This is a genomic window from Gardnerella sp. DNF00571G, from assembly GCF_049262695.1.
Classification (GTDB): Bacteria; Actinomycetota; Actinomycetes; order Actinomycetales; family Bifidobacteriaceae; genus Bifidobacterium; species Bifidobacterium piotii.
Window position 1 is genome coordinate 947,773 of the sequence record NZ_CP058396.1, and the last position, 23,888, is coordinate 971,660.

Here is a 23,888-nt window from a genome sequence, read left to right on the forward strand (position 1 = left end):
GCTGCTCTAACAATAGAGATATATGCATGAACAGTTTTTACTTTAATCACACCTAAGGAATTTTGTTTAAAGCGCAATTTGCATAAGTTTTGCAGCCAAAGAATCTCCAACAAAAGCATCTAATTCTATGCCAGAATCCTTATATTCCACTGATTTTACAATGCCATTTTCTCTAACTTTAGATAGCAAAGATCCAGAATAATCACTATAAGGAAGCTTAACTTTAACGTGAACATGTGGCGAAGGTAACAAATTTTCTACGCGCGCTTTTAGATGCTCAATATTTTCGCCACTTTGCGCAGAGACAATAAGAGAATCAGGATACAAAGATTTTAAGCGCAAACGCATTGGCTCTTGCATAACATCCGACTTATTAAACGCAATAATTTGCGCAATGTCTTCTACTCCGTCAATTTGAGCTAAAACCTCGTTAACTGCTTCAATTTGAGAAACAGGGTCTGGGTGAGAACCGTCAACAACGTGCAAAATAACGTCTGCTTGGCCAACCTCTTCCAAAGTGGACTTAAACGCTTCCACTAGCTGAGTTGGCAACCTTCGCACAAAACCAACCGTGTCTACAAGCGTGTACGCGCGACCATCTTTAGTTAAAGACTTTCGAACAGCAGTATCCAAAGTGGCAAAAAGCGCATTTTCTACAAGCTCCTTAGAGCCAGTAAGTCTATTTATAATCGAAGATTTTCCAGCGTTTGTATACCCCACTACAGCAACGGTTGGAATATCTTGACGACGCCTAGATCCACGCTTTGTCTCGCGAGTTGGTGCCATTAGCGCAATGTCGTGACGCAATTTTGAAATTCGATTCCTAATTGCGCGCCTATCCATTTCGATTTTTGTTTCTCCAGGGCCTCTAGAGCCTATTCCAGCGTCTCCAGCAGCGCGGCCACCAGCCTGCCTAGAAAGAGCAGCACCCCAACCTCTAAGTCGCGGAAGCATGTATTGAAGCTGAGCAAGCTCGACTTGTGCCTTTCCTTCCCTGCTTGTTGCATGTTGAGCGAAAATGTCTAGAATAACAGCCGTTCTGTCTACAACCTTGACTTTAGTAGCGTCTTCCAAAGCTCTTCTCTGGCTTGGTGGAAGATCGTCGTCTACAACAATCGTATCCGCATCATTTTGAGCTACAACCGCTGCAAGTTCACGCGCTTTTCCAGAACCAACATACGTTGCTGCATCTGGTCTGTATCTTTGCTGCAACATGCCGTCGCACACTACTGCTCCAGCTGTTTTAGCAAGTGCTGCCAACTCTCTAAGAGACTCTTCTGCTTGGCTTAGAGTTCCGCGAGCGCTAGACCACACGCCTACTAAAACAACGCGTTCCAGCCTTAGTTTTCTGTACTCTACTTCGGTTACGTCTTGTAATTCTCCAAGACCAGCAACTCGTTTTAACGCGTTTCTTGATTCGCGCTCTTGCCAAGCTTCGTTATGGATTTGCTCACCGAAATCAGCGTTTGCATCGTCTAGTAGAACTTCACTATGGCCTGAAAGAAAGTCTTTATGCTCATTTTTATGCTCGGGCATATTATTATCACCACTTGCCAAATCACTATTTGCTAAAGTATCTACCAAAACTATGCCCTTTGCTATTTTTCTTTAACTACTTACGTTAAATCCTTTATTAATACGCGATTTACAACGTTTGTTTTATTATTGTGAATCTAGAAGACATAATTTTTAACCAACACTAAAATGACTATTAACACTTTTAATAAAACTAAAAAGACGAGCAGCATTAATGCTACTAAAACAAACAAAAATGCTAAAGAATCTAAGACTAGCGGCGAACAGTATTTTTCCGCTAATCCAAATTCTTTAGACTTAAGACGAACTTTGCAAGTTGATTTGCGAGGCAAAGAAGTTAGCGTGCAAGTTTCTAACGGAGTTTTTAGCTCTTCTAAACTTGATTTAGGAACTGCAGTTCTTCTTAAACACGCTCCACAACCCCCAGAAAATGGGCGATTTTTCGACATCGGTTGCGGCTGGGGCGCTATTAGCTTGGCTTTAGGTTTTGAATCCCCTAATGCGCAAATTTACGCTGTAGACGTTAACGAGCGCGCTCTAGAGCTTACTAATATTAACGCTAAGAATGCTGGATTAAATAACATTCACACTTATCTTGTAGAAGATGCGCTAAAAGAAGATTCATCTAAAAACATTGATCTTATTTGGTCTAATCCTCCAATCCGCGTTGGAAAAGACGTTTTGCACAATATTTTGCTCACGTGGCTTCCTCGCTTAAAAGTTGGTGGAGCTGCTTATTTAGTTGTTCAAAAAAATCTTGGCTCCGACTCCTTAATCCCTTGGCTTTCTAAAAATCTTGGGGAAGATTTTAGCGTTGAAAAATACGCAAGCTCTAAGGGATACAGGATTATAGAAGTCTTAAGAAAATAGGATTGAACATGAAATTCAACTATCCTAGTGAACTGCCGATTTGTTCCGCACGCAACCAGATTATTGAAGCTATTAAAGAGTCGCAAGTTGTAATCGTATCTGGTCAAACTGGTTCTGGCAAAACCACTCAAATCCCAAAAATGGCTTTGGAACTTGGCAGAGGCGGTCGCGGAAAGCAAATTGTTCACACGCAACCTCGCAGGCTTGCTGCACGCACAGTTGCAGAGCGAATCTCTTACGAAATGGGTGTTAAGCTTGGCGAAGAAATCGGCTACCAAGTGCGCTTTAACGACGAAAGCTCATCTAAAACAAAACTTCGCATAGTTACAGACGGTATTCTGCTTGCTCAAATTCAGCGCGATCCACTTCTTACACGCTACGACACGATTATTATTGATGAAGCTCACGAGCGCAGCCTAAACATTGATTTTTTGCTTGGATATTTAACAACTCTTTTGCCAAAGCGCAAAGACTTAAAGCTTATTATTACTTCTGCAACAATCGATTCTGCAAAGTTCAAAGACCATTTTGAGCAAGCTTTGCATATTAAAGTTCCTGTTATAGAGGTTTCCGGGCGAACATACCCCGTGCGCGTACTTTACGAGCCGCTTGGAAGCGCACCTTCGCTTATGAAGCACGTTCCAGGTTTTGCAGATATTGCTATGGACGATGAAAGCGTTGCGCAAAGCCAATCTAACGAAAGCAATCGAGAAGATATTTGCGATGAAGACATTTCTTCTGCTGTAACTCGCGCATGCGCTCAACTTGTGATTCATTCAACACACACTCAAGGCGCGCGAGATATTATGGTTTTTGCTTCTGGCGAGCGCGATATTCGCGAGTTTGAAGCATCGTTGCGTTCTTATTTTGGTGCGCGCACAAGCGACATGAATCGCAGTGACGCCATTGAGATTGTTCCACTTTTTGCACGTCTTTCTTCTAAAGACCAGCATCGCGTTTTTGAGCATCACACGCATCAGCGCATTGTAATCGCCACTAATGTTGCAGAAACTTCTCTTACAGTGCCTGATATTCGCTACGTTGTAGACCCTGGTTTTGCTAGAATTTCGCGATATTCTAAGTCTGCCAAAGTTCAGCGTCTTCCTATAGAACCTATTTCTCAAGCAAGCGCGGATCAGCGTTCTGGACGTTGTGGGCGAATCGCAGACGGCATTGCTATTCGCTTGTATTCTAGGGAAGATTACGATACTCGCCCGCGCTTTACCGATCCCGAGATTTTGCGCACTTCACTTGGTGCTGTTGTTTTACACATGCTCTCTGTTGGTGTTGCTAAAACCGGCGAAGATATAACGAATTTTGGATTCATTGATCCTCCAGATATTAAGGCTGTAAGCGACGGTTTTAACGAGCTTAGTGAGCTTGGTGCAATAAGTAGAAAATCTGGTGTTATAAGCTTGACTCGAATTGGCCGCGAGCTTAGTCATATTCCAATTGACATTCGCCTTGGACGCATGATTATTGAAGCTGCGCGAAACACTACGCCTAATACTTTAGCTGCGATTCTTGTGATTGTTGCATTTTTGAGTTTGCAAGATCCGCGCGAGCGCCCCGAAGACAAGCGCGAGGAAGCCGATAGATTACACAATCGTTATGCAGACGAGTTAAGCGACTTTTTAACAGCATTGAATATTTGGGATCGCATATTCCAGGCGGATGGCGAAATCAGCAACAACGCGCTAAGGCGACTTTGCAAAGAGGAATTTTTCCACTTTTTACGCCTAAAACAGTGGAAAGATTTAGTTAATCAGCTTAAAGATTTATGCAAGGAGCTTCATTATAATGTTGGCGAAGCGCTGCCGATTAAACGCGCGTCTTTGCAAATACGCCAATTGCCAAATAATCAACAAGCAGCTCACAGTCTTTGTTGCACTTGGGATTATCAAGGAATCCACGCTTCTATGCTTTCTGGCTTGCTTTCTATGATTGGCATGCAAGTTATTCGCGAGCCTAAGGCTTCGGATTTTGCAGGACTTCGCGGAACAGCCAAAATTCGTGCCATTAAGCGCGCTAAAAAAATGGCAAAAAACGATTATCAAGGCGCTAGAAGCACAAGGTTTGCAATCTTCCCATCTTCATCTGTTTCTAAAACAACTCCTTCTTGGATTATGTGTACGGAATTAGTTGAAACTTCTAGACTTTGGGCAAGGTATTGCGCGCAAATAGACCCTGCTTGGGCGGAGTCTTTAGCTAAGAACCTTACTCGCGTAACATATTTAGATGCTCATTGGAGCGCAAGCAAAGGTGCTGCAATTGCTCAATCGAAAGTGCTTTTATACGGCTTGCCTATTGTGCAAAATCGCACTGTTCAATGGTCTAAAATCAATCCTTACGAATCTAGAATATTGATGATTCGTCAAGGCTTAGTCGAAGGAAACGTTCAACAGCGTTTTCCATTCAACGATTTTATCTCCTCAAATATTAACGTTTTGAACGATGCCGATAATCAAACAAATCGCACTAGGCAAGCAAGCGAAACTGTAAACGACGAGGATTTGTTTACTTTTTACGATAATAAACTTCCTCAAGAAGCTACGACCATTGCAGATTTGGCTAAATGGTGGAAAAATTATAGGCTTCAAGACCCACATTTTCTTGATTTTAACCCAGATTGTGTTGAGCGCTTGCAATACGCAAATGACACTGATTTAGCAGACTACCCCGATACTTGGCATACGATTGGAACAGACGGCCAGAAAATTAATTTGCGCTTAAGCTACATTTACGATCCGCATAATCCTTTAGATGGCGTAACCGTACACGTTCCACTTCATGCGCTTTTGCGACTTAAGCCTCAAGAGTTTACTTGGAATGTGCCAGGCTTATTAGACGAGCTTATTATTGGCATGATTAAGTCTCTTCCTAAGACTTTGCGCGTGCAATTCGTGCCAGCTCCAGATACTGCTCGTAAAATCCGCGAGTGGATTGACGAAAACTACGATTATCTTCCAGGAATAAATGAGAATCCACAAGAAGATTTTATTTGGCAAGACTTTAGCGAAGTCTTTACTAAAGCTGCGATTAATGTTGTTGGAGCACAAATCCACCCAGAAGTTTTAAGCGAAGATCAGCTACAACGACTATCTCCTTATTTGCGCGTAACTTTTAGCGTTGAGCAAAACAAAACTAATAAAAACAAACCTAATCAAAACAATTCGCATAATCAAAGCAACAAGCGCATTAAGCCTACTGTTTTAGGAACAGATAAGTCGCTAATAAGCCTTCAGCATCGCTTTGCAAAATCAGCTCAAGAGTGTGCATTAAATGTTGTTAATAGCAAAGCGATTAAAGCTGCACAAGCTGGAAATGTTGTTGAGAGAGCAGATTTGTTACACAAGTCTGGAGCAACTAATCTTTCTAGATCTCAAATGGTTTGGCAAGGCGCGCTTAACATGCTTATTTTAGACGATAAGCGCATTACATCTAGATGGCTCGGCAGCGAGGCTTTGCTACTTGCTTCTGCACCTTATAAATCTTCTAAAGATTTGGCTCAAGATTTGCAAATGGCAGCTATTAAGCGCCTTATACCAAATACACAAAAAATTACTAACGATGTTGAACTTAAAGAAGCCGTTGGCAATATTGCCGAAGTTTACGAAGACACGGTTTATAGCGTTGCACACAGTGTTATTGCCATTTTGGAGCGATTTGCTAAAGTCGAGTCTGCTGTTAGCGGCAAAGCCGACTTGCCAATGCTTAGTGTTCTTCAATCGATTAAAGAACATGCATCTTCGCTTGTTTTTCCTGGATTTATTGCAAAAGCAGATTCTGGCGCACTTAGTTCAATAGAGCGCTACTTACATGCGGATTTGATTCGACTTAACAAAGCTAAGTTAGACAAAAATCGAGATGTTCAATGGGCTTGGCAGGCAGATGAAGCTCATAAGCTTGTGTTAGAAGCTCAAAAGAGAGCAGAAAGCTTGCCTGCAGGGCCTAATAGAGATGAGGCTCAAGAAAAGGCGCAAAAACTAAAGTGGATGTGCGAAGAATTCTACGTTTCTCTTTGGGCGCAAGAGCTTGGAACAGCATACCCAATTAGTATTCAGCGTATGAAAAAGATTTGATAGCACAAAAGCAAAATAATACAAAAGTGGTCACTATCCACGCAGCCAAAGATGACTGCAAGATAGTGACCACTAACATATTGAGTAAATAATAATTACTCTTTAACCATAACGCTACGAACTATGTAAACCACCAAACCTATGAAGGCTACAATAGCGCCCATCATAAGCAAGTTAGAATAGCCTGCAGCTAATCCTTGAATATTCGCAAAGGAGAATCCTTTGAACAGATTTCCAGCAAAGAATCCGCTGAAAATAGAAATACCGATTGATGCTGTAACATTCATAACCAAATCGTTCATACCGCAGCCACGACCAGACTCTTCAACAGGCAATGCGCTAAGAACAGTAGAAACGATTGGCGAATACATAAGTCCGCACCCAGCGTAGTAAACGCATGCGCACAGTGTTAATGTAAGGAACCCAGAATTGATGAATACAGCAGCACCAACCCATCCAAGAATCATAAGAACAGCAGCTGTAATAATACCAGCTTTACGTCCAATGAAACCGATAATTGTTCCAGAGCAAGTGCCAAACACTGCTGCTACTACGAATGCCCATACAAGGTAAGAAGAAACCTGAGAAGTATTCATCTTGTATAAAGCACCGCCAATTACATTGTAAATTGGAGGCATGCAGTAGTTTGTAAAGTAGAAGATGAATATCAAAACAATGCCCGAAAGCCAACGCTTATTCTTAAAGAATGCAGGAGTTACAAACGGGTTCTTTGCCTTCATAATGTATCCAGCAAACACAACAAACAGCACGATGGATCCAAGCAACAATCCCCATGCCTTGTACGAGAAGAACAAAGTCAACAATGTCACAGCAATACCGAATATGGTAAAGCCGAGTTTATCAATCTTTCCACCAATACCGTTCTTAGTCGGTAAGCATTTAACGAGTACTGGCAGGAATAGAATGGTTACTGCAGGAATAAGGAACAAATATTGCCAAGCGATAGAGCTTAAAAGACCAGCAGCAAATACGCCGATAGAAGCAGAAAGCTGATATGCGGCAGTAAAGAGTCCAAAGAAAATAACTTTCAAATCATTGCGCAAATACTTAGTTGCAATAACAAGGAAGGAAGAACCTGCTACCTGTTCACCAGCAGTTTGCATAATGCGAGCAATAATAACAGTCCACAAGTTTGGAGTGAAGAAGAAGTTTGCAATAAAACCAAACAAGGAACCAACAAACAGTGTTACAAGACCGATTGTTATAAGTCTGCGAAGAGAAACAAAGTCACCTAGAGAACCGTATATAAAGCACACGATACCTAGAACAATAATTGGCAAGCTTGTAATAAGCGAAGCTTGATCAGGGGCACCAACAGCCTTGCCAATCTGGTCGAATACAAGATTAAATCCTTGCAAACACAATGTTCCAAGAATAAAGGTTATAAGAAGTAAAATTAGCGAGTAAATCGCCACTTTGTCGCGGGTTTTTGGATCCTCGTATGGATCTACCGCAGTAGATTTTGCAATTTCAGTCATAATAATCCGATCAATAAATATTTTTAATTTTTACATTTACGCATAAAGCATGTTGTGCAACAAGAAGCGTAGAAGGTCGCAAAATGTTGCACAACGCCAACAATATGATCTCAGCCAGCGATTTTTGCCAAGCCAGAAATACGCGTCATAAACTCGTTCAAGAATCGTGGAACATCAACACCAACAGCAACTTGCATTGTCTTAACAGGGTCATTCAAGCGCGTAACATCACCAATTGTGCGTCCACGAGTTGGGCCTTCAACATCAACTTGCATATTGATTGGAAGCGTTGTAACAAGTGTTGGATCCACAGCTACAGCCACTGCCAAAGGATCATGCAAACCGCATCCGCCAAGGTGTGGAGCCGTTGTTTCATAAGCTTTGATGTAAAAATCAGTCATATCTGCAAGGAACTTGCCAGCCTTGGTGTTAAGATCACGCCATTGCTTTGTCTCCTTGTAGGTAAGCAAAGTCTGTAAAGTAACATCCAAACCAATCATTGTTACTGGAGCACCAGAGCGGAATAGTACATCTGCAGCATCTGGGTCTTGAGATATATTCGCTTCGGTCCAAGCGTTTACGTTTCCATGAATGGTAAGCGCTCCGCCCATAAGAACAATCTTTCCGATTTCGTCTTTGATTTCTGGAGCTTTCTTCAATGCAGCAGCAATATTGGTCATTGGACCAGTTGGAACATACACTAAGTCCTTGCCATATTTCTTTACGGAATCAATAATGAAATCAACAGCGGATTCATCTTCTGCTTTGCGAGGAGAATCTGGAATTTCAACATCGCCAATTCCATTGTCACCATGAATAAAAGCAGATATTGGAAGCACTTCAAACGAATCTTTTGTGCTTGCGTGTGAAAGACCTTTATAAACTTTTACTTCTGGATGCCCAAGTAAATCTGTGATTGCAAGCGCGTTACGAACACCTTGCTCCATTAAAACATTACCATACGTGCCAGTTATGCCAATAAGCTCCATTTCTGGGCTTCCAAGAGCATAAGATATAGCGAGAGTATCGTCAACACCAGTATCAAGATCAAGAATCAGCTTCTTCACTTGAGTTACCTCCCTTTGTGTATTTGGCATGATTTTACAGTCGTTGTAAATCATGGATTGCGCGAATATTTTCAAAATTATTCAAATGCAACCAAGCAAAAATTCTATTATCATAATTTTGAAAATCAACATTACAATTGGATAATTTTAGATATATCATTGTTTCTTTATTGTGCAATAGTTTGCGATTTTTGTTATAAAATGTTTCAATTGCCAACAAAAGTTAAATTAAATAAACAAACGTTTAAATTATGCTTAGAAACTAGCATTCAAACATAAACATTCAGATATAACAATATGAAAAAATTTTGCGAAAAATGTTAAAAAATAATCAAAGAAAAACCTAAAAATAAATCGCGCGACACGCCGCCACAGCACATCGCGCGATTTTAATAGCCAACACAAACTAAATTCGCAAATACGTTGCAAAACCTACAGTCTAGGCAAGTATTTCTCTAGCTCGTAAGGCGTTACTTGGCGACGATACTCTTCCCACTCTTTGTGCTTATTGCGCAAGAAGTATTCAAACGCATGCTCGCCGAGTACGCTAGCCACAAAATCAGACTTCTCCATAATCTTCAAAGCTTCATCCAAAGACTCAGGAAGAGGCTGAATGCCCATAGCTTGACGTTCAGCATCCGTAAGCTCCCAAACGTCGTCGCTAGTAGGATCGCACAAAGTCATTTGCTTTTCGATGCCATCTAAGCCAGCAGCCAACAAAACAGAGTATGCAAGATACGGATTCGCAACAGGGTCGAGCGCGCGAAACTCCATTCTGCAAGAATTACCTTTGCCAGGCTTATATTGCGGCACACGCAAAAGCGCAGAACGGTTGCTATGACCCCAGCAAACATAGCTAGGAGCCTCCGCCCCACCCCACAAGCGCTTGTAAGAATTGACGTATTGATCTGTAACAGCGCAAATTTCTGCAGCATGATGCAAAATACCAGCCGCAAATTGGCGCGCAATAAGCGACATATTAAACTCTTGGCCAGCCTCGTAGAAAGCGTTGGAATCTCCTTCAAACAGGCTTAAATGCGTGTGCATACCAGAACCAGGCTGGTCAGTTAGCGGCTTAGGCATAAAGCTCGCATACATTCCGCGCTCAAGAGAAATCTCCTTAACAACAGTGCGGAAAGTCATAATGTTATCTGCAGTAGTAAGAGCGTCTGCATATCTTAAGTCAATCTCATTTTGACCAGGACCGCCTTCGTGGTGAGAATACTCAACAGAAATACCCATCTGTTCAAGCATGCTCACAGCACTACGACGAAAGTCCATTGCCGAACTTCTTGGAACGTGGTCAAAATACCCGCCTTCATCAATAGGAACAGGTGTTTTAGACCAATCGTCTTGCGCTTCAAATAAGTAAAACTCAATTTCTGGATGAACGTAAAAAGTAAAGCCTTTTTCTTTAGCTTTTGCGAGCGCAGTTTTAAGAACATGACGCGGATCTCCAAGAGACGGCTCCCCATCTGGCGTTAGAACGTCGCAAAACATGCGCGCCGTACCTTCTGGACCGCCATGCCATGGCAAAAGTTGGAAAGTCGAAGGATCTGGCTTAACAATCATGTCGTCTTCTAAAACGCGAGTCATACCTTCAATCGCAGAACCATCGAAGCCAATACCCTCTTCAAACGCAGCTTCAAGCTCTGCTGGAGCAATAGCAACCGATTTAAGAGTTCCAAGAACATCCGTGAACCATAGTCGAATAAAACGAACGTCACGCTCTTCAACTGTACGCAAAGCGAATTCTTGCTGTCTATCCATATCTACAGTCCAATCAATTTAAGTGTGTAACTATGTGTTTTTCTCTCATACTCTTTAACTAATATTTAAGAGATTAATTATTATATTATCTCTTACTTTTCACTTTTATTTAGTTTTATGAGCATGAATTTACTTATTTTTAATGTAGCAATCTAGTAGCAATCTACTTAACGTGTATTACATCTTTTTGCCATATTTATAAAAAATCTCTTTGGCTTGATCATCGCTTAAATCATCTGTACTTGTAACTTCAATCCCAGATTCTTTAAGATCTTTAACACTTGAGTAACAAATCATAAGGTCTTCAACACATCTAGCAGCCATTGCAAGAATCATAGGAGGAACAACGTCTAAAACGCCTCGATTATATTCATAAACTTTTGCATCAATCTTATTAGCGCGATTTACCATTAGAACAGCAGGCATTCCACGAAAATAGTCGGTAAATTTTTTAACTGATTTTTCTGGATTGTCTTCGTCTAAATCGCGTAAAACTGCGACTCCACCATTTTCGTCGTTAAAACAATCCGCATTAACTCCAGCCATTTTGCAAAAAGATGCAAGAAGCTCTCCTGGCTCTATAGCTGTTAAGAACAGCGCGCACTTTGCCTTTTTTCCAAGCAAACCTTGCAAATCTTCTTCAAAATCTGCTTGCTCAATCTTTTTTACAGCATCATCGATTGAATCACGATTTTGCTCTTCGCTAAACTCTTTTTCAAAACCAAGCAATGCATCTTCCAGCTCTTTATCGGTAAAAGAAGTACGAACATCGTTGGAATCATTGTAGCCAACGCCATTATTGCCATTAACGCCATTATTATCACTAACGTTATTGCTTTTATTCAAATCGTCGTTATTTTCACACATATCTTTTTACCTTCTAAATCAAAAAGCCTTATTTTTACTTATCTTTACTTATCTTTACCACTTCTTAAAACGCTTAAAATCACTCTAAAACACTCTAAGAATATTCTACGCGATTAGCTTATCTTAGGCACTTATTTTAGGCGCCTGGCAAACAAGCTGGGCCAAACAATATTTTTAGCTCTGCAAAAAGTGACATATCTCGCTTAACTCTAAATCTATCTCCAAAAGCTAAGACTTTTGCGCGCCCCTTAGAGTCAATCAAAGCAAGTCTTACCTCGCAACACCCAGGATGCTCACATAATATAGAACTCAACTTGTCTAATTTAGATTTATCGATACTCATATTAGGAAGAACAATATTAAGAGGTCTTGAATCTATAGATTCCAAAGAAGGTATTTCAAAATATTTACCACGCAAAGAAACTGTTTCATCGCGAACCTCAACTTCACCTCGAATTTGAGCTACTTGATCAATCGCAAAATCATTTGCAGCAGCTTCGTATGCTTTGCTGAAAAACATACATTGTATGGAACTTTCCATATCTTCCAATGTGATTATTGCCCACGCATTACCTTGTTTAGAAACACGTCTATCTACACCAGTAATCAGACCAGCTAAAGTCACTTTAGTGCGATCATTCATAGTTTTTGCTTTATCAATCAATTCAGCAATACTCATATCACTCAAGCTACTTAAAACAGCAGAAAGACCGCTCAAAGGATGATCAGAAACATAAAGTCCAAGCATCTCACGCTCAAAGTTTAGCTTTGTTTTTTTATCCCATTCTTCTACATCAGGAACATTTATTTCAGCATCGCCTAAAGACAGATTATCTGTATTATCTTCATCAATACTAGAGAATAAATCAAACTGACCTTCCAATTGCCTACGCTTAATAGGTATTACGGAATCTATCGCTTGTCCACAAATTTCCCAAATAGCACGCCTATTAGGATCAATAGAATCGAAAGCTCCAGCTTTAATCAAAGATTCAACAAGCCTTCTGTTAAGAGCATCGAAAGAAACTCTTTTAACGAAATCTTTGAAATTCACAAAACGTCCTCTAGAAGATTCACGTTCAGCAATAATATCTTTTACAGCTTTATCTCCAACGTTTCTAATTGCTCCAAGACCGAATCGCACAACATTGCCTACAGCAGAATACTCTAATACTGATTCATTAACATCAGGAGGTAAAATGCGAATTCCCATGCGCCTTGCTTCACCCAAATACAGTGCAGTCTTATCTTTATTCGTACGTTCGTTTTGGAGTAACGCAGCCATAAATTCAATCGGGTAATGCGTTTTTAAGTAAGCAGTCCAATATGAAATCAAACCGTATGCAGCAGAATGAGCTTTATTAAACGCGTAACCAGAGAATGGAACTAAAACATCCCACACAGCTTGAGCAGCTTCTTTAGAATACCCATGCTCTTGCATACCTTTAAAGAACGGGATTTTCTCTTTAGCCAACACTTCTGGCTTCTTTTTACCCATAGCTCTACGCAAAACATCTGCCTTGCCAAGGCTATACCCTGCTAAAATACGCGCAGCAGATTGCACCTGCTCTTGGTACACAATCAAACCATAAGTTTCGCCTAAAACATCTTTTAGCGGCTCTGCAACTTCGGGGTGAATAGGCGTAATCTTTTGCAAACCGTTCTTGCGCTTAGCGTAGTTTGTATGGGAATCCATATCCATAGGACCTGGCCTATAAAGCGCAATCAAAGCAGAAATATCGTTAAAGTTATCTGGTTTTAGAGTGCGAAGAAGCGCACGCATACCGTCGGAATCAAGCTGGAAAACTCCTAAAGTATCTCCTCTTGCAAGAAGTTTGTAAGTTTCTTTATCGTCTAAAGGTATTTTCGTATAATCAATTTTTGTATGACGATTATTCTCAACATTTCGAATAGTATCCCTAATAACAGTTAAGTTAGAAAGACCCAAAAAATCCATCTTAACTAGGCCAAGAGTTTCGCAAGTGTGATACTCAAAAGTTGTTGTAATTGTGCCATCAGTGCGCTCCAAAAGAGGAGACGTATCTGTAATAGGCTCCGAACCCATAATCGTTGCACAAGCATGCACACCCGTTTGGCGAATCAAGCCTTCAATACCCTTTGCTTCTTCTGTAATTAGCTTTGTATCTGGGTCATCCTTGTACATCTCACGGAACTCACGAGCCTCCGCGTATCTCTTTGACTTTTCGTCAAAAATTTCATGCAAGCTCATATCTTTGCCATTTTTTGCAGGAGGCAAAATCTTTGTAATTTTTTCTCCAACAGAAAACTCATAACCCATTATTCGAGCAGCATCTTTAAGAGCTTGCTTAGTTTTAATCGTGCCATAAATCACGCATTGCGCTACTTTGTCTTTTCCATATTTTTCGCCAACGTATTCCAAAACTTTGGCTCTACCTTCTGGGTCAAAGTCAACGTCAATATCTGGCAAAGACACGCGCTCCGGATTTAAGAATCGTTCAAAAATCAAACCATGCTTCATTGGGTCAAGCTCTGTAATGCCCATTGCATAAGCCACCATTGCTCCTGCAGCGCTTCCTCGTCCAGGGCCAACCATAACCCCGTGCTCTTTTGCCCAATTAATATAGTCTGCAACAACTAAAAAGTAGCCACAAAATTGCATTTGGCATATAACGCCACACTCGTAGTCTGCTTGTTTTAAGACTTCCATTGGAACATTGTTGTTGTATCTGCGTTCCAAACCCTCTTCAACTTTTTTAAGGAATAGCGAAGTCTCATCCCACCCTTTAGGACAATCAAATTGCGGCATAAAAGCGCCATCTTCGCCGTCATCAAACATAACATTGCAACGGCGCGCAATCTCAAGCGTATTATCGCAAGCTTCTGGAAACTCCTTAAAAAGCTCACGCATTTGCTCAGCAGACTTCAAATAATAGCCAGAACCGTCAAACTTAAAACGATTTGGATCATCTAAGCGAGATCCAGAATTAATGCAAAGCATTGCATCTTGCGCTTCTCTATCTTCTTCGTGCACATAGTGCAAGTCGTTAGTAGCAAGAAGAGGAGCATTCAACTTTTTAGCAATCTCAAGCAAATCTTTTGTAACGCGTGTTTCAATAGAAAGCCCGTGATTCATAAGCTCAATAAAGAAATTATCTCGACCAAAAATATCTTGGAACTCACCTGCAGCGCGTAAAGCCTCATCAAATTGACCCAAACGAAGACGCGTTTGAATAATTCCAGACGGACATCCAGAAGACGCTATAACACCTTTAGAATACGTTGAAAGCACATCTTTATCCATTCGAGGATATCGCATAACGAGACCTTCCAAATTGGCTATAGACGATGCTTTAAGCAAATTTGTTAAGCCTTCATCATTTTCGGCCCACATTGTCATGTGAGTAATCAAACCACCGCCAGAAACATCGTCGCTTCTTTGCGCGTCCGTTCCCCAATGAACTCGGCTTTTGTCTTGTCTGGCTGTTTCTGGAGTCACATAAGCTTCGATTCCAATAATCGGCTTAATCCCAGCTTTTACAGCCGTGCTCCACATCTCGTACGCGCCATGCATATTGCCGTGGTCTGTAATAGCAATAGCTGGCATACCCAATTCTTTTGCACTCGCTACTAGGTCTGGTATCTTTGAAGCACCATCCAAAAGCGAATAATGCGTGTGGTTATGCAAATGTACAAAGTTTGTTTCTGGCCTAGTCATGCTTGCTATTTTATAGATGCAATATGACCTGTTTTGCTAAATATGCTCGCTTTTATAATTGTCGCACGGCTTGTAAAGCGTGTTGCAAATCTAGCGGATACTTCGATTCAAGCTTAACTAATTTTCCTGTTCTAGGATGCTTAAATTCTAGCTTAGTTGAGTGAAGCCATTGGCGTTGTAACTCTAGTTTTTCTGCGAGTTTTGGGTTTGCTCCATACATTTTATCCGCCACTAATGGATGACCAATCGAAGAAAAATGCACGCGTATTTGGTGAGTTCTACCCGTCTCTAAATTTACGCTAACTAAAGTTGCAATTCCAAAGCGCTCCAAAACATCCCAATGTGTTACAGCTGGTTTGCCATTTTTGGTTACAGTAAACCTAAAGTCAGATACTTTTGACCTTCCAATCGGAGCTTCAATAGTCGCTTTGTTTTGCTCCAAATTTCCTTGCACTAATGCCGTATAAGTTTTTTTAACACTATGACTAGCAAATTGCTGCTTCATCTTTTCGTACGCAAAATCCGTTTTGCAAACGAGCATAAGGCCGCTTGTTCCAACGTCTAACCTGCTTACGATTCCTTTGCGTGATTCGTCGCAAAGCGTTGTGTTTATTTTAATCCCAGCGTCTTCTAGACATTCTGGAACAGTAGGCCCGTTCCACCCTTTTGCTGCGTGAGACGCAACAGAAACAGGCTTGTTTATTACTACAACATCGTCATCGTTATATACGATTTCCAAATCGCATATAGAAGGCTTACTTTGAGCATTACTGGAAGAATCGCGAGCACTAGCACAATCGCAAGCACAATCACAAGCACAATCGTCTTCTTTATTTACAACAATCACATCTGATTCTTGCAAAATAGATGATTTTTGCGACTTTCTATTTAAGATTTTTGCTTTGCCACTATCGATTAGCGATATTGCGTTTGCACGCGATACTCCCATAAGCTTCGACAAACATACGTCGAACCTACATCCTGCAAATTGACTCGTAACTGTAAAACGAATATCACTCATCAGCGCGCTCTATAAGAGGAATCCCAATCAAAATAAGGCATATAACTGCGATTCCTGCAAACATAAGCTCAATATCTGCAACATTTCCAACGGACCATCCGTAGTTTATAAAATCTACGACTTTTCCGTTCAAAAAGCCCTGAGCATATTGCGCTCTATCAATAAGATTTCCAAAAGCTCCAGCAAAAGCTAAAGCAAGCGCAATAGTCCAATATAAGGATTTCGTGTGCTTAATAACAGCAGTCATAGCACCGCAAGCAGCGCAAGCTAACACGCTAATAACCCAAGTAAAAGAAGAGCCTAAGCCAAAAGATGCTCCAGGATTCCTAACAAGAGTAAAAGAGAGCAAGTGTGGAAGAATCTCAATGTTTTTTCCACCACTAAGCGCTGCTAAAGCCCAAATTTTGGTTACTCGGTCTAAAACCACGCCAATAAAAGCAATCAGTGCAAAAACGGCTGCGCGATTACGCAGCCGTTCTACACGCACATAAATATGCGTCAATGTATTTTCCAATCTAAAGGGATTTAGTAAATACTACTAAATACTAGTAAATACTACTTATCCTGCTTATCTTGATTTTCCATAGATGTATACGTGTTTTCGTCGGAAACTTGAGCAACAAGCTGACCCAAGAAGTCGGTCAAGCGAGTACGATACTCAGTTTCAAACTGCTTAAGGCTTTGAATGTTTCCTTCAATAACCTTAGTTTGCTTCTCGAGATTCTCACGTACTTGGCGAGCATACGCGTCTGCAGAAGTGCGAGTAGTGGAATCGTAATCCGCAGCTCTGTGCTGAACTTCTGCTTCGTATTGATCAGCTTGATCGTGAGTTTGCTTGGAGTAGTCATCCGCAGCTTGACGAACCTTGCCCGAGTAAGCGTCTGCCTCGTTGTGAGCACGAGCCGCATAAGCATCGGCATCTCCGCGAGTACGCACCGAATAATCATCCGCATCCCCGCGAGTTTGCTTATTGTATTCGTCAGCCTCGCTGTGCGTGCGACCAGAGTATTCGTCTGCCTTGGCAATTATCTCGTTATAGCGTGCCTGGCTTTCTTCAACAATCTGCTGAGCCTTTGCCTTGCCCTTGTCTACGTATTGATCGTGCAATTGCATTGCAAGAGTCAACATAGCAGTAGCACGCTCTGGCTCCGAGCCCTGAGCTTCCGCACCCGCGCCTGCAATCTTTTGCAAGCTACCAGTTTCTGTGCTTGGTTCCATCTTAGAAACTTGCTCGCGAAGCTGTTCTTCTCGCTTATGCGATTCCTCGAGCTGCTTGTTAAGATCTTGAACCTTAGCATTTTCTTGCTGAGTTACAACAAGCTGCTGGCGAACCTCTTCTAGCTCACGACCCAAGTTTTCGCTGCTTGCACGGAAGTCATCGCGCTCGCGCGTAACGTTTTCAAGCTCTTCTTGAATCTTCTTATCAGCGTCTGCCTTAGCATTATCTGCATTTGCAGCTTGAGCGGTAAGCTGATCCACTTGAGCACCCAATCCATCCAGTTGCTCCTTAAGCTGCTGATTTTGCTCGCTCAATGCACGGTTGTTTTCTTCCGCTTCCTTAAGCTTTGCTGCAAGATCGTTATCACTCTTGCTTGCATTGCTGGATGCTTCTCGCAAATCATTATTTTCTTTAGTTAAAGATTCAACCTGATTTGTTAAGTCTGCAATCTTATTGTTTAAGCTAGCAACATCAGCGCCAAGAGACTGCGTAGAAGCCCCGAGTCCTTGCACGGCCTGCTGACCAAGCGCTTCGATTGTTTCTGTAACCTGATCTAAAAAGTCATCAACTTCGTCAACGTCATAGCCTCCCTTAAATCTAACGATTTGGAAGGTATGCTCGCGAATGTCTTTAGGCGTTAACAGAGCCATAATGCATTACACCTCACTTTTGGGCGCGCAGCCCTTTTGATATATCTCTTCGATGCTATCACGTCCATAGAAAAAATTGTGTAAAAAGTAATTATTTTTTACGAAATCTGCCAATATTTTATTATTCAGACTTATTTTTATTATGAAGACTTACGTTTAGTAAATGTTTAGTAAATAATGTGATTAATAGATAATAATACGAATATCATTTAAGAATAGTGGCGATTTCGCGCGTATAGTAAACATTCTTAAAGTCTTAATAAAACAAAAATCTTAATAAATCATAGATAAAATCACTTGTAAAACAATTATCAAAAAGTAAACAACCATAAAACTTACGTCTAAACTTATGTTACTAAGCCTTACGGGTGGTATGAATCTACGCGCAAATCTTAAAAGCGGTTCCGTTAAATAATATACGATTTGAGCAAATTTTCTAACAATCGCATTTGGACTAAATGAATGGAATACGATTGGAATCCAGTCTAAAATTGCGCGAATAAATAGAACTGTTAAGTATGCGCTTAGAAAAAGATTAATGATTAATATTAAGCTGTTAAAAATCATAAACTCACTTCCGTAAATAAACTTTCTTAAAACTTTCACAAGTAAACAATCATCACAATAAAAGTTAAGAAGATTTTTGTTATTAGATAATTTTTATTCGATAATTGATATTAGATAATTTAAGGCAGAAATCTCAAAGAGACTCTGCCTTAAATCTAAATAACGCATAAAGCAAATGCTATAAGCGGTCTTTGCTACTAAGCTTGTATCTTTACGAGAACAATTCTCTAGCAGAACCGCCATTAGGAGCGTCTTCAACCTTTATGTTTACTTGCGAAGGACTTAGAAGAAACACTCTTGGCGTTACTCGCTCAATAGACCCACGAACACCAAACACAACTCCAGCAGAAAAGTCAACAATGCGATACGCAACAGATTCACTAACACCAGTAAGATTCAAAACAACTGGAGTTCCATCTCTTAACGCACGCCCAACTAATTGAGCATCGTCATAAGACTTTGGATGAATCGTTGTAATGCGACTCATGCGGACTGCTCCAGCACGAGAAGAAGTGCCATTACCCAACTGCGATTCTGAATTATGCAGACTTATAGGAGCAACGTTGCGATCGTTGTCAAACGAAGTTTCTTGCGCTTGAGAATCAACGAAATCATCGTCGTCTTGAACATCACTCATGCCTACGTAAGACATCATGTTCTTCATAAAGCCAGCCATTAAGCTGCCCTCCTATCGCTATGCTTAACGTAGAAAATCAGGAATATCCAATTCGTCTGGTTCGTCTTGAGGCTTATCTTTAGAAGCCGATGCTTGATAATTCTGGCTTGGTGCAACAGAATCAAACATGGAAGAAACAGGATGCGAAGATTCTTCAGCAACAACAGGCTTTGCAGGAGATGCGACTGGAGTTGTTGACTGAGCTGGGGCAACAGAATCAACTCCTGCTTGCATATCTACAAAAGCACCAGCCTTATCGTCTTCCACCTTAGGGTGGGAATCAAAACCAGCTGCAATAACCGTAACGCGAACTTCGTCTCCGTAAGAATCGTCCAAAGAAAGACCCCAAATAATCTGGGCTTCTGGATGAATTGCCTTGCGAACAAGTTCTGTTGCAGCGCTTGCTTCTTGCAACTTCAAATCGCTTGGACCTGCAATATTAATCAAAGCACCGTGAGCGCCTTCAATGCTCTCTTCAAGCAATGGGGAGCTAATAGCAATTTCAGCAGCTTGAGTAGCTCTGTCTTCTCCCTTTGCAGCGCCAATTCCAAACAGCGCGGTTCCCGCACCACGCAAAACGGCGGTAACGTCCGAAAAATCAACATGAATATAAGAATTCATGGTAATCAAATCGGTAATACCTTGCACGCCTGCAAGCAATGCGGTATCTGCCGTCTTAAAAGCTTCAATAATTCCGATAGTTCGATCTGAAATTTCCAACAAACGATCGTTTGGAATAACAATCAAAGCATCGACTTCTTTACGAAGATTTTCAATACCAAGTTTTGCCGATGCAGCACGCTGAGGGCCTTCAAACCCGAAAGGACGCGTAACTACTGCGATTGTTAAAGCACCCTGCTGGTGTGCAGCTCGCGCAACTATTGGGCTTGCACCTGTACCAGTTCCACCGCCCTCGCCGCAAGTTACGAACACCATATCGGCGCCCTTTAATGCTTCTTCAATGTCGGATTGATGATCTTGTGCAGCTTTTGCACCCTTTTCTGGATCAGCACCAGCACCGAGACCACGACTTGAAGCATCAGATAATGAAATCTTTACATCAGCGTCGGAACGCAACAAATCCTTAGCATCAGTGTTGATAGCTACGAATTCTACGTTCTGCAAACCCTCGGTGATCATTCGGTTGACGGCGTTACCACCGGCTCCACCGACGCCGACTACCTTGATTATGGTTTTGTCGTTGAAATTGTCAGTCTGGGCAATCTCGCTCACCGTTGTCTCCTGTCACTCACACGCACGTTTTACGCAATACTTTAGCGCAAAACGCTCGATAATGGCGACGTTTTACAAATAAAAACTTAAAAAATGTCACCGATTCGATAATACACCGTGCTATACGCAAATATTCAAGGCGTTTTATCAACAAAAGTTTGGAACATTAAGCAATAGTTTAGAGGCCATTTTTAACAGCCACAAAACCCTAGAAAACTCTAGAAAAACGCTAGTAGCTGGCATCCATTGGATCATTGCCAAAAAGCTCTTTGCGCTCATCGCTAGTAGTAATTCTTGAATCCAACCAGCCATATGGCAAATGAACTTTTTTAGCAAAACGAACTCGACCACGCGGCGTGTCTAAAATCTGCTCAGGAAGCTTAAGTGACGAATCTAACGCATCAATATTGCGTTGAACGTCATCAATAGACTCGCATTCCATAAAGCTTTTGCGAGTTCCTCCTCCAACTGGGAAGCCTTTCAAATACCACGCAATATGCTTTCGCAAGTCATGAACTGCCATTCGCTCATCGCCATCATAAAAATCAACAAGAAGCTCCAAATGCCTTAAAATCACCTTGCAAACTTCGCCAAGACTTGGATTAACGCGATTATCGCTGCCATTGCAAGCAGAACGAATATCAGCAAAAATCCAAGGACGCCCCTGGCAGCCTCTACCAATTGCAACGCCTGCACACCCTGTTTCTTTAAACATTGCAAGAGCGTCATCCGCGCCCCAAATATCGCCATTGCCAAAAACAGGAATATCTAAAGCCTCTACAAGCTCGCTAATACGGCTCCAATCGGAATGGCCACCATAATATTCTGCAGTCGTACGCGCATGCAAAGTGACAGCCGCACATCCCTCTTCTTGCGCAATATGGCCAGCTTGCATAAAAGTCTCGTGATCTTCGTCAATTCCAACGCGGAATTTAGCTGTAACTGGGATTCCCGCTGGATTACACACGCTTACAACGCGATGCAAAATCTCTTGAAGCAAATCTGTTTTCCAAGGAAGAGCAGAACCACCACCACGCCTTGTGACTTTAGGAACTGGGCAGCCAAAGTTTAAGTCAACGTGATCTGCCATATTTTCGTCAACAACAATTCGAGCAGCTTGCTCCACAATTAAAGGATCTACTCCGTAAAGTTGCAAAGAACGCACTTTTTCACTAGGCGCAAAACGGCATAAACGCAAGGCTTTTGGATTTCTTGCAACTAGTGCGCGTGCAGTAATCATTTCTGCAACATACAAGCCATCTGGCCCGTACTCTCGGCAAATCACGCGAAAAGGCCAGTTAGTAATACCAGCCATTGGAGATAAAACAACAGGAGTTGCAATATGAATTTTCCCTAAATCTACTGGTTTAATAGAAAAATCCATATTGCTTTAACTCCGTTCACTTTAATATTTTTGCTATCGATTTTGCTAGCAATTTTATGCGACTTTTTACTAGCGACTTTTTACTAAATACTTATTAGTACAATCCGCCAGCTTGAGCAATCTTTACAGGCTGCGACTCGTCAACGCCGCCTTCCTTAGAAACATCCACACCGCCATCTGCAGCACGCGTGCCAACAATCTCTACAGGACCTTGCGGATACTTAACGCGCTTTTCATTAATGCGGCTTGCTACGTAATCTGCAACCTTGTCTAAGGAAACACGCTCTTGTTGCATAGTGTCGCGCTCGCGAATTGTAACAGCGTGATCTTCCAAAGTGTCGAAGTCAACTGTTACGCACAAAGGAGTACCAATCTCGTCTTCGCGGCGATAGCGGCGGCCAATAGCGCCAGCCTCATCGTAGTCAATAACCCAATCATGCTGGCGCAAATCCGCAGCCAAATCTTGAGCAACCGATTGTAATTCTGGCTTCTTGCTCAATGGCAAAACAGCAGCCTTAACAGGAGCCAAACGAGGGTCAAGTCTAAGAACAGTGCGCTTATCCACTCCACCCTTAGTGTTTGGAGCCTCGTCAACGTCGTAAGCATCAACCAAGAACGCCATAAGCGAGCGCGTAAGGCCAGCAGCAGGCTCAATAACGTAAGGCACGTACTTTTCGCCAGTTGCCTGGTTAAAGTAGCTCAAATCCTCGCCAGAATGCTTAGCATGAGCAGACAAATCGTAGTCGGTACGGTTTGCAATGCCTTCAAGCTCTCCCCAGTCAGATCCTTGGAATCCGAATTTGTATTCAATATCTACAGTGCGCTTGGAATAATGGCTTAGCTTCTCTTTAGGATGCTCATACATGCGCAAATTCTCTGGCTTTACGCCCAAATCAACATACCAATTTACGCGAGTATCAATCCAATACTGATGCCAAGCTTCATCGGTTCCAGGCTCTACAAAGAACTCCATTTCCATCTGCTCAAACTCGCGAGTGCGGAAGATGAAGTTTCCAGGCGTAATCTCGTTACGGAAAGACTTACCAATGTTTGCAATGCCAAATGGCGGCTTTTGACGCGTAGAAGTCATAACGTTCTTAAAATCAACGAAAATACCCTGCGCTGTTTCTGGTCGCAAGTAATGCAAGCTGTTTTCGTCTTCTACTGGCCCCAAATGCGTGCGAAGCATCATGTTAAAATCGCGAGGCTCCGTCCAATTTCCGCGAGTACCACAATCTGGGCAAGCAATGTCTTTTAAGCCATTCTCTGGCATCTTGTCGCCATGCTTTTCGGCATAAGACTCTTCCAACTTATCTGCACGATGGCGCTTATGGCAATTCAAGCACTCAATAAGAGGATCATTGAATACAGAAACGTGACCAGACGCAACCCAAACTTGAGAAGGCAAAATAACAGACGTATCTACGCCAACAACATCGCCACGAGTAGTGACCATATAACGCCACCATTCGCGCTTAATATTATCTTTTAATGCAACGCCCAAAGGGCCATAATCCCACGCGGAGCGAGTTCCGCCGTAAATCTCTCCAGCTGGGAACACAAATCCACGACGCTTAGCCAGCGACACAACTTCATCAAGTTTTGAAACAGCCACAATACACCTTTTTCGTAAATCTAGAAAATTCGGGTGAAACGGTGTTTATTATAGAAAAACCCTGTGACGCTAATAGAAACGTATAAAGCTACATAAACGTATAAGGCAACATATATAAGCTAAGCGAATACAATA

Annotated in this window: 16 protein-coding genes; 2 read left to right on the top strand and 14 right to left on the bottom strand. The window is 41.8% G+C overall.

Features of this window, described 5'->3' with window-relative positions:
- Window positions 1–66 precede the first annotated feature (66 nt).
- Complete coding sequence (hflX, locus tag HXT30_RS03965) at window positions 67–1,536, bottom strand: GTPase HflX (protein ID WP_422111837.1); 1,470 nt, start codon at window positions 1,534–1,536, stop codon at window positions 67–69.
- 168 nt (window positions 1,537–1,704) lie between these two features.
- Between hflX and HXT30_RS03970 the strand changes: the two genes are divergently transcribed.
- Together HXT30_RS03970 and hrpA are read left to right on the top strand one after the other, a co-directional pair.
- Window positions 1,705–2,406 (top strand): class I SAM-dependent methyltransferase, encoded by a 702-nt coding sequence (locus tag HXT30_RS03970; RefSeq protein ID WP_016808737.1) that lies wholly within the window; start codon window positions 1,705–1,707, stop codon window positions 2,404–2,406.
- 8 nt (window positions 2,407–2,414) lie between these two features.
- Window positions 2,415–6,488: an ATP-dependent RNA helicase HrpA gene (gene hrpA, locus HXT30_RS03975; RefSeq protein ID WP_422111348.1), complete on the top strand. Its 4,074-nt coding sequence runs from the start codon at window positions 2,415–2,417 to the stop codon at window positions 6,486–6,488.
- 95 nt (window positions 6,489–6,583) lie between these two features.
- Here the strand turns inward: hrpA and HXT30_RS03980 are convergent, their stop codons facing one another.
- The 13 genes from HXT30_RS03980 to HXT30_RS04040 form a co-directional block, all read right to left on the bottom strand.
- Window positions 6,584–7,987: an MFS transporter gene (locus tag HXT30_RS03980; protein WP_016827368.1), complete on the bottom strand. Its 1,404-nt coding sequence runs from the start codon at window positions 7,985–7,987 to the stop codon at window positions 6,584–6,586.
- A 110-nt stretch (window positions 7,988–8,097) separates the two neighbouring features.
- Window positions 8,098–9,054 (bottom strand): nucleoside hydrolase, encoded by a 957-nt coding sequence (locus HXT30_RS03985; protein WP_422111349.1) that lies wholly within the window; start codon window positions 9,052–9,054, stop codon window positions 8,098–8,100.
- Window positions 9,055–9,486: 432 nt separating this feature from the next.
- Complete coding sequence (gene glnA / locus HXT30_RS03990) at window positions 9,487–10,824, bottom strand: type I glutamate--ammonia ligase (RefSeq protein ID WP_004132594.1); 1,338 nt, start codon at window positions 10,822–10,824, stop codon at window positions 9,487–9,489.
- Between the two features lie 177 nt (window positions 10,825–11,001).
- On the bottom strand, window positions 11,002–11,691 hold the full coding sequence (locus HXT30_RS03995) for a hypothetical protein (protein WP_422111350.1): 690 nt from the start codon (window positions 11,689–11,691) through the stop codon (window positions 11,002–11,004).
- A 136-nt stretch (window positions 11,692–11,827) separates the two neighbouring features.
- Window positions 11,828–15,388 (bottom strand): DNA polymerase III subunit alpha, encoded by a 3,561-nt coding sequence (dnaE, locus tag HXT30_RS04000; RefSeq protein ID WP_422111351.1) that lies wholly within the window; start codon window positions 15,386–15,388, stop codon window positions 11,828–11,830.
- Between the two features lie 52 nt (window positions 15,389–15,440).
- Window positions 15,441–16,409 carry an RluA family pseudouridine synthase gene (locus tag HXT30_RS04005; protein ID WP_422111352.1) on the bottom strand — a complete coding sequence of 323 codons (969 nt, stop codon included), beginning with the start codon at window positions 16,407–16,409 and terminating at the stop codon, window positions 15,441–15,443.
- On the bottom strand, window positions 16,402–16,896 hold the full coding sequence (locus tag HXT30_RS04010; RefSeq protein WP_415701892.1) for a signal peptidase II: 495 nt from the start codon (window positions 16,894–16,896) through the stop codon (window positions 16,402–16,404). Before HXT30_RS04010 ends, HXT30_RS04005 begins: the two co-directional genes overlap by 8 nt.
- Before the next feature lie 68 nt (window positions 16,897–16,964).
- Entirely contained in the window at window positions 16,965–18,278 is a 1,314-nt protein-coding gene (locus HXT30_RS04015) for a DivIVA domain-containing protein (RefSeq protein ID WP_016787380.1), read from the bottom strand.
- A 273-nt stretch (window positions 18,279–18,551) separates the two neighbouring features.
- Window positions 18,552–18,845, bottom strand: a complete 294-nt coding sequence (locus HXT30_RS04020; protein ID WP_422111353.1) for a YggT family protein — start codon at window positions 18,843–18,845, stop codon at window positions 18,552–18,554.
- Between the two features lie 211 nt (window positions 18,846–19,056).
- Window positions 19,057–19,521: a cell division protein SepF gene (locus tag HXT30_RS04025; protein WP_422111354.1), complete on the bottom strand. Its 465-nt coding sequence runs from the start codon at window positions 19,519–19,521 to the stop codon at window positions 19,057–19,059.
- Window positions 19,522–19,545: 24 nt separating this feature from the next.
- Window positions 19,546–20,754: a cell division protein FtsZ gene (ftsZ, locus tag HXT30_RS04030; protein WP_128831823.1), complete on the bottom strand. Its 1,209-nt coding sequence runs from the start codon at window positions 20,752–20,754 to the stop codon at window positions 19,546–19,548.
- A 229-nt stretch (window positions 20,755–20,983) separates the two neighbouring features.
- Window positions 20,984–22,138 (bottom strand): tRNA dihydrouridine synthase DusB, encoded by a 1,155-nt coding sequence (gene dusB / locus HXT30_RS04035; RefSeq protein WP_020973342.1) that lies wholly within the window; start codon window positions 22,136–22,138, stop codon window positions 20,984–20,986.
- Between the two features lie 94 nt (window positions 22,139–22,232).
- Window positions 22,233–23,753, bottom strand: a complete 1,521-nt coding sequence (locus HXT30_RS04040; protein WP_016635707.1) for a glycine--tRNA ligase — start codon at window positions 23,751–23,753, stop codon at window positions 22,233–22,235.
- Between the last annotated feature and the right edge of the window lie 135 nt (window positions 23,754–23,888).

Excerpts from the sequence above, each read along its gene's own strand:
- HXT30_RS03980 (WP_016827368.1), bottom strand. The coding sequence starts at position 7,987 with ATGACTGAAATTGCAAAATCTACTGCGGTAGATCCATACGAGGATCCA.
- HXT30_RS04020 (WP_422111353.1), bottom strand. The coding sequence starts at position 18,845 with ATGATTTTTAACAGCTTAATATTAATCATTAATCTTTTTCTAAGCGCA.
- HXT30_RS03995 (WP_422111350.1), bottom strand. The coding sequence starts at position 11,691 with ATGTGTGAAAATAACGACGATTTGAATAAAAGCAATAACGTTAGTGAT.
- glnA (WP_004132594.1), bottom strand. The coding sequence starts at position 10,824 with ATGGATAGACAGCAAGAATTCGCTTTGCGTACAGTTGAAGAGCGTGAC.
- HXT30_RS03970 (WP_016808737.1), top strand. The coding sequence starts at position 1,705 with ATGACTATTAACACTTTTAATAAAACTAAAAAGACGAGCAGCATTAAT.
- hflX (WP_422111837.1), bottom strand. The coding sequence starts at position 1,536 with ATGCCCGAGCATAAAAATGAGCATAAAGACTTTCTTTCAGGCCATAGT.
- dusB (WP_020973342.1), bottom strand. The coding sequence starts at position 22,138 with ATGGATTTTTCTATTAAACCAGTAGATTTAGGGAAAATTCATATTGCA.
- HXT30_RS04015 (WP_016787380.1), bottom strand. The coding sequence starts at position 18,278 with ATGGCTCTGTTAACGCCTAAAGACATTCGCGAGCATACCTTCCAAATC.
- HXT30_RS04005 (WP_422111352.1), bottom strand. The coding sequence starts at position 16,409 with ATGAGTGATATTCGTTTTACAGTTACGAGTCAATTTGCAGGATGTAGG.
- HXT30_RS04025 (WP_422111354.1), bottom strand. The coding sequence starts at position 19,521 with ATGGCTGGCTTTATGAAGAACATGATGTCTTACGTAGGCATGAGTGAT.
- hrpA (WP_422111348.1), top strand. The coding sequence starts at position 2,415 with ATGAAATTCAACTATCCTAGTGAACTGCCGATTTGTTCCGCACGCAAC.
- dnaE (WP_422111351.1), bottom strand. The coding sequence starts at position 15,388 with ATGACTAGGCCAGAAACAAACTTTGTACATTTGCATAACCACACGCAT.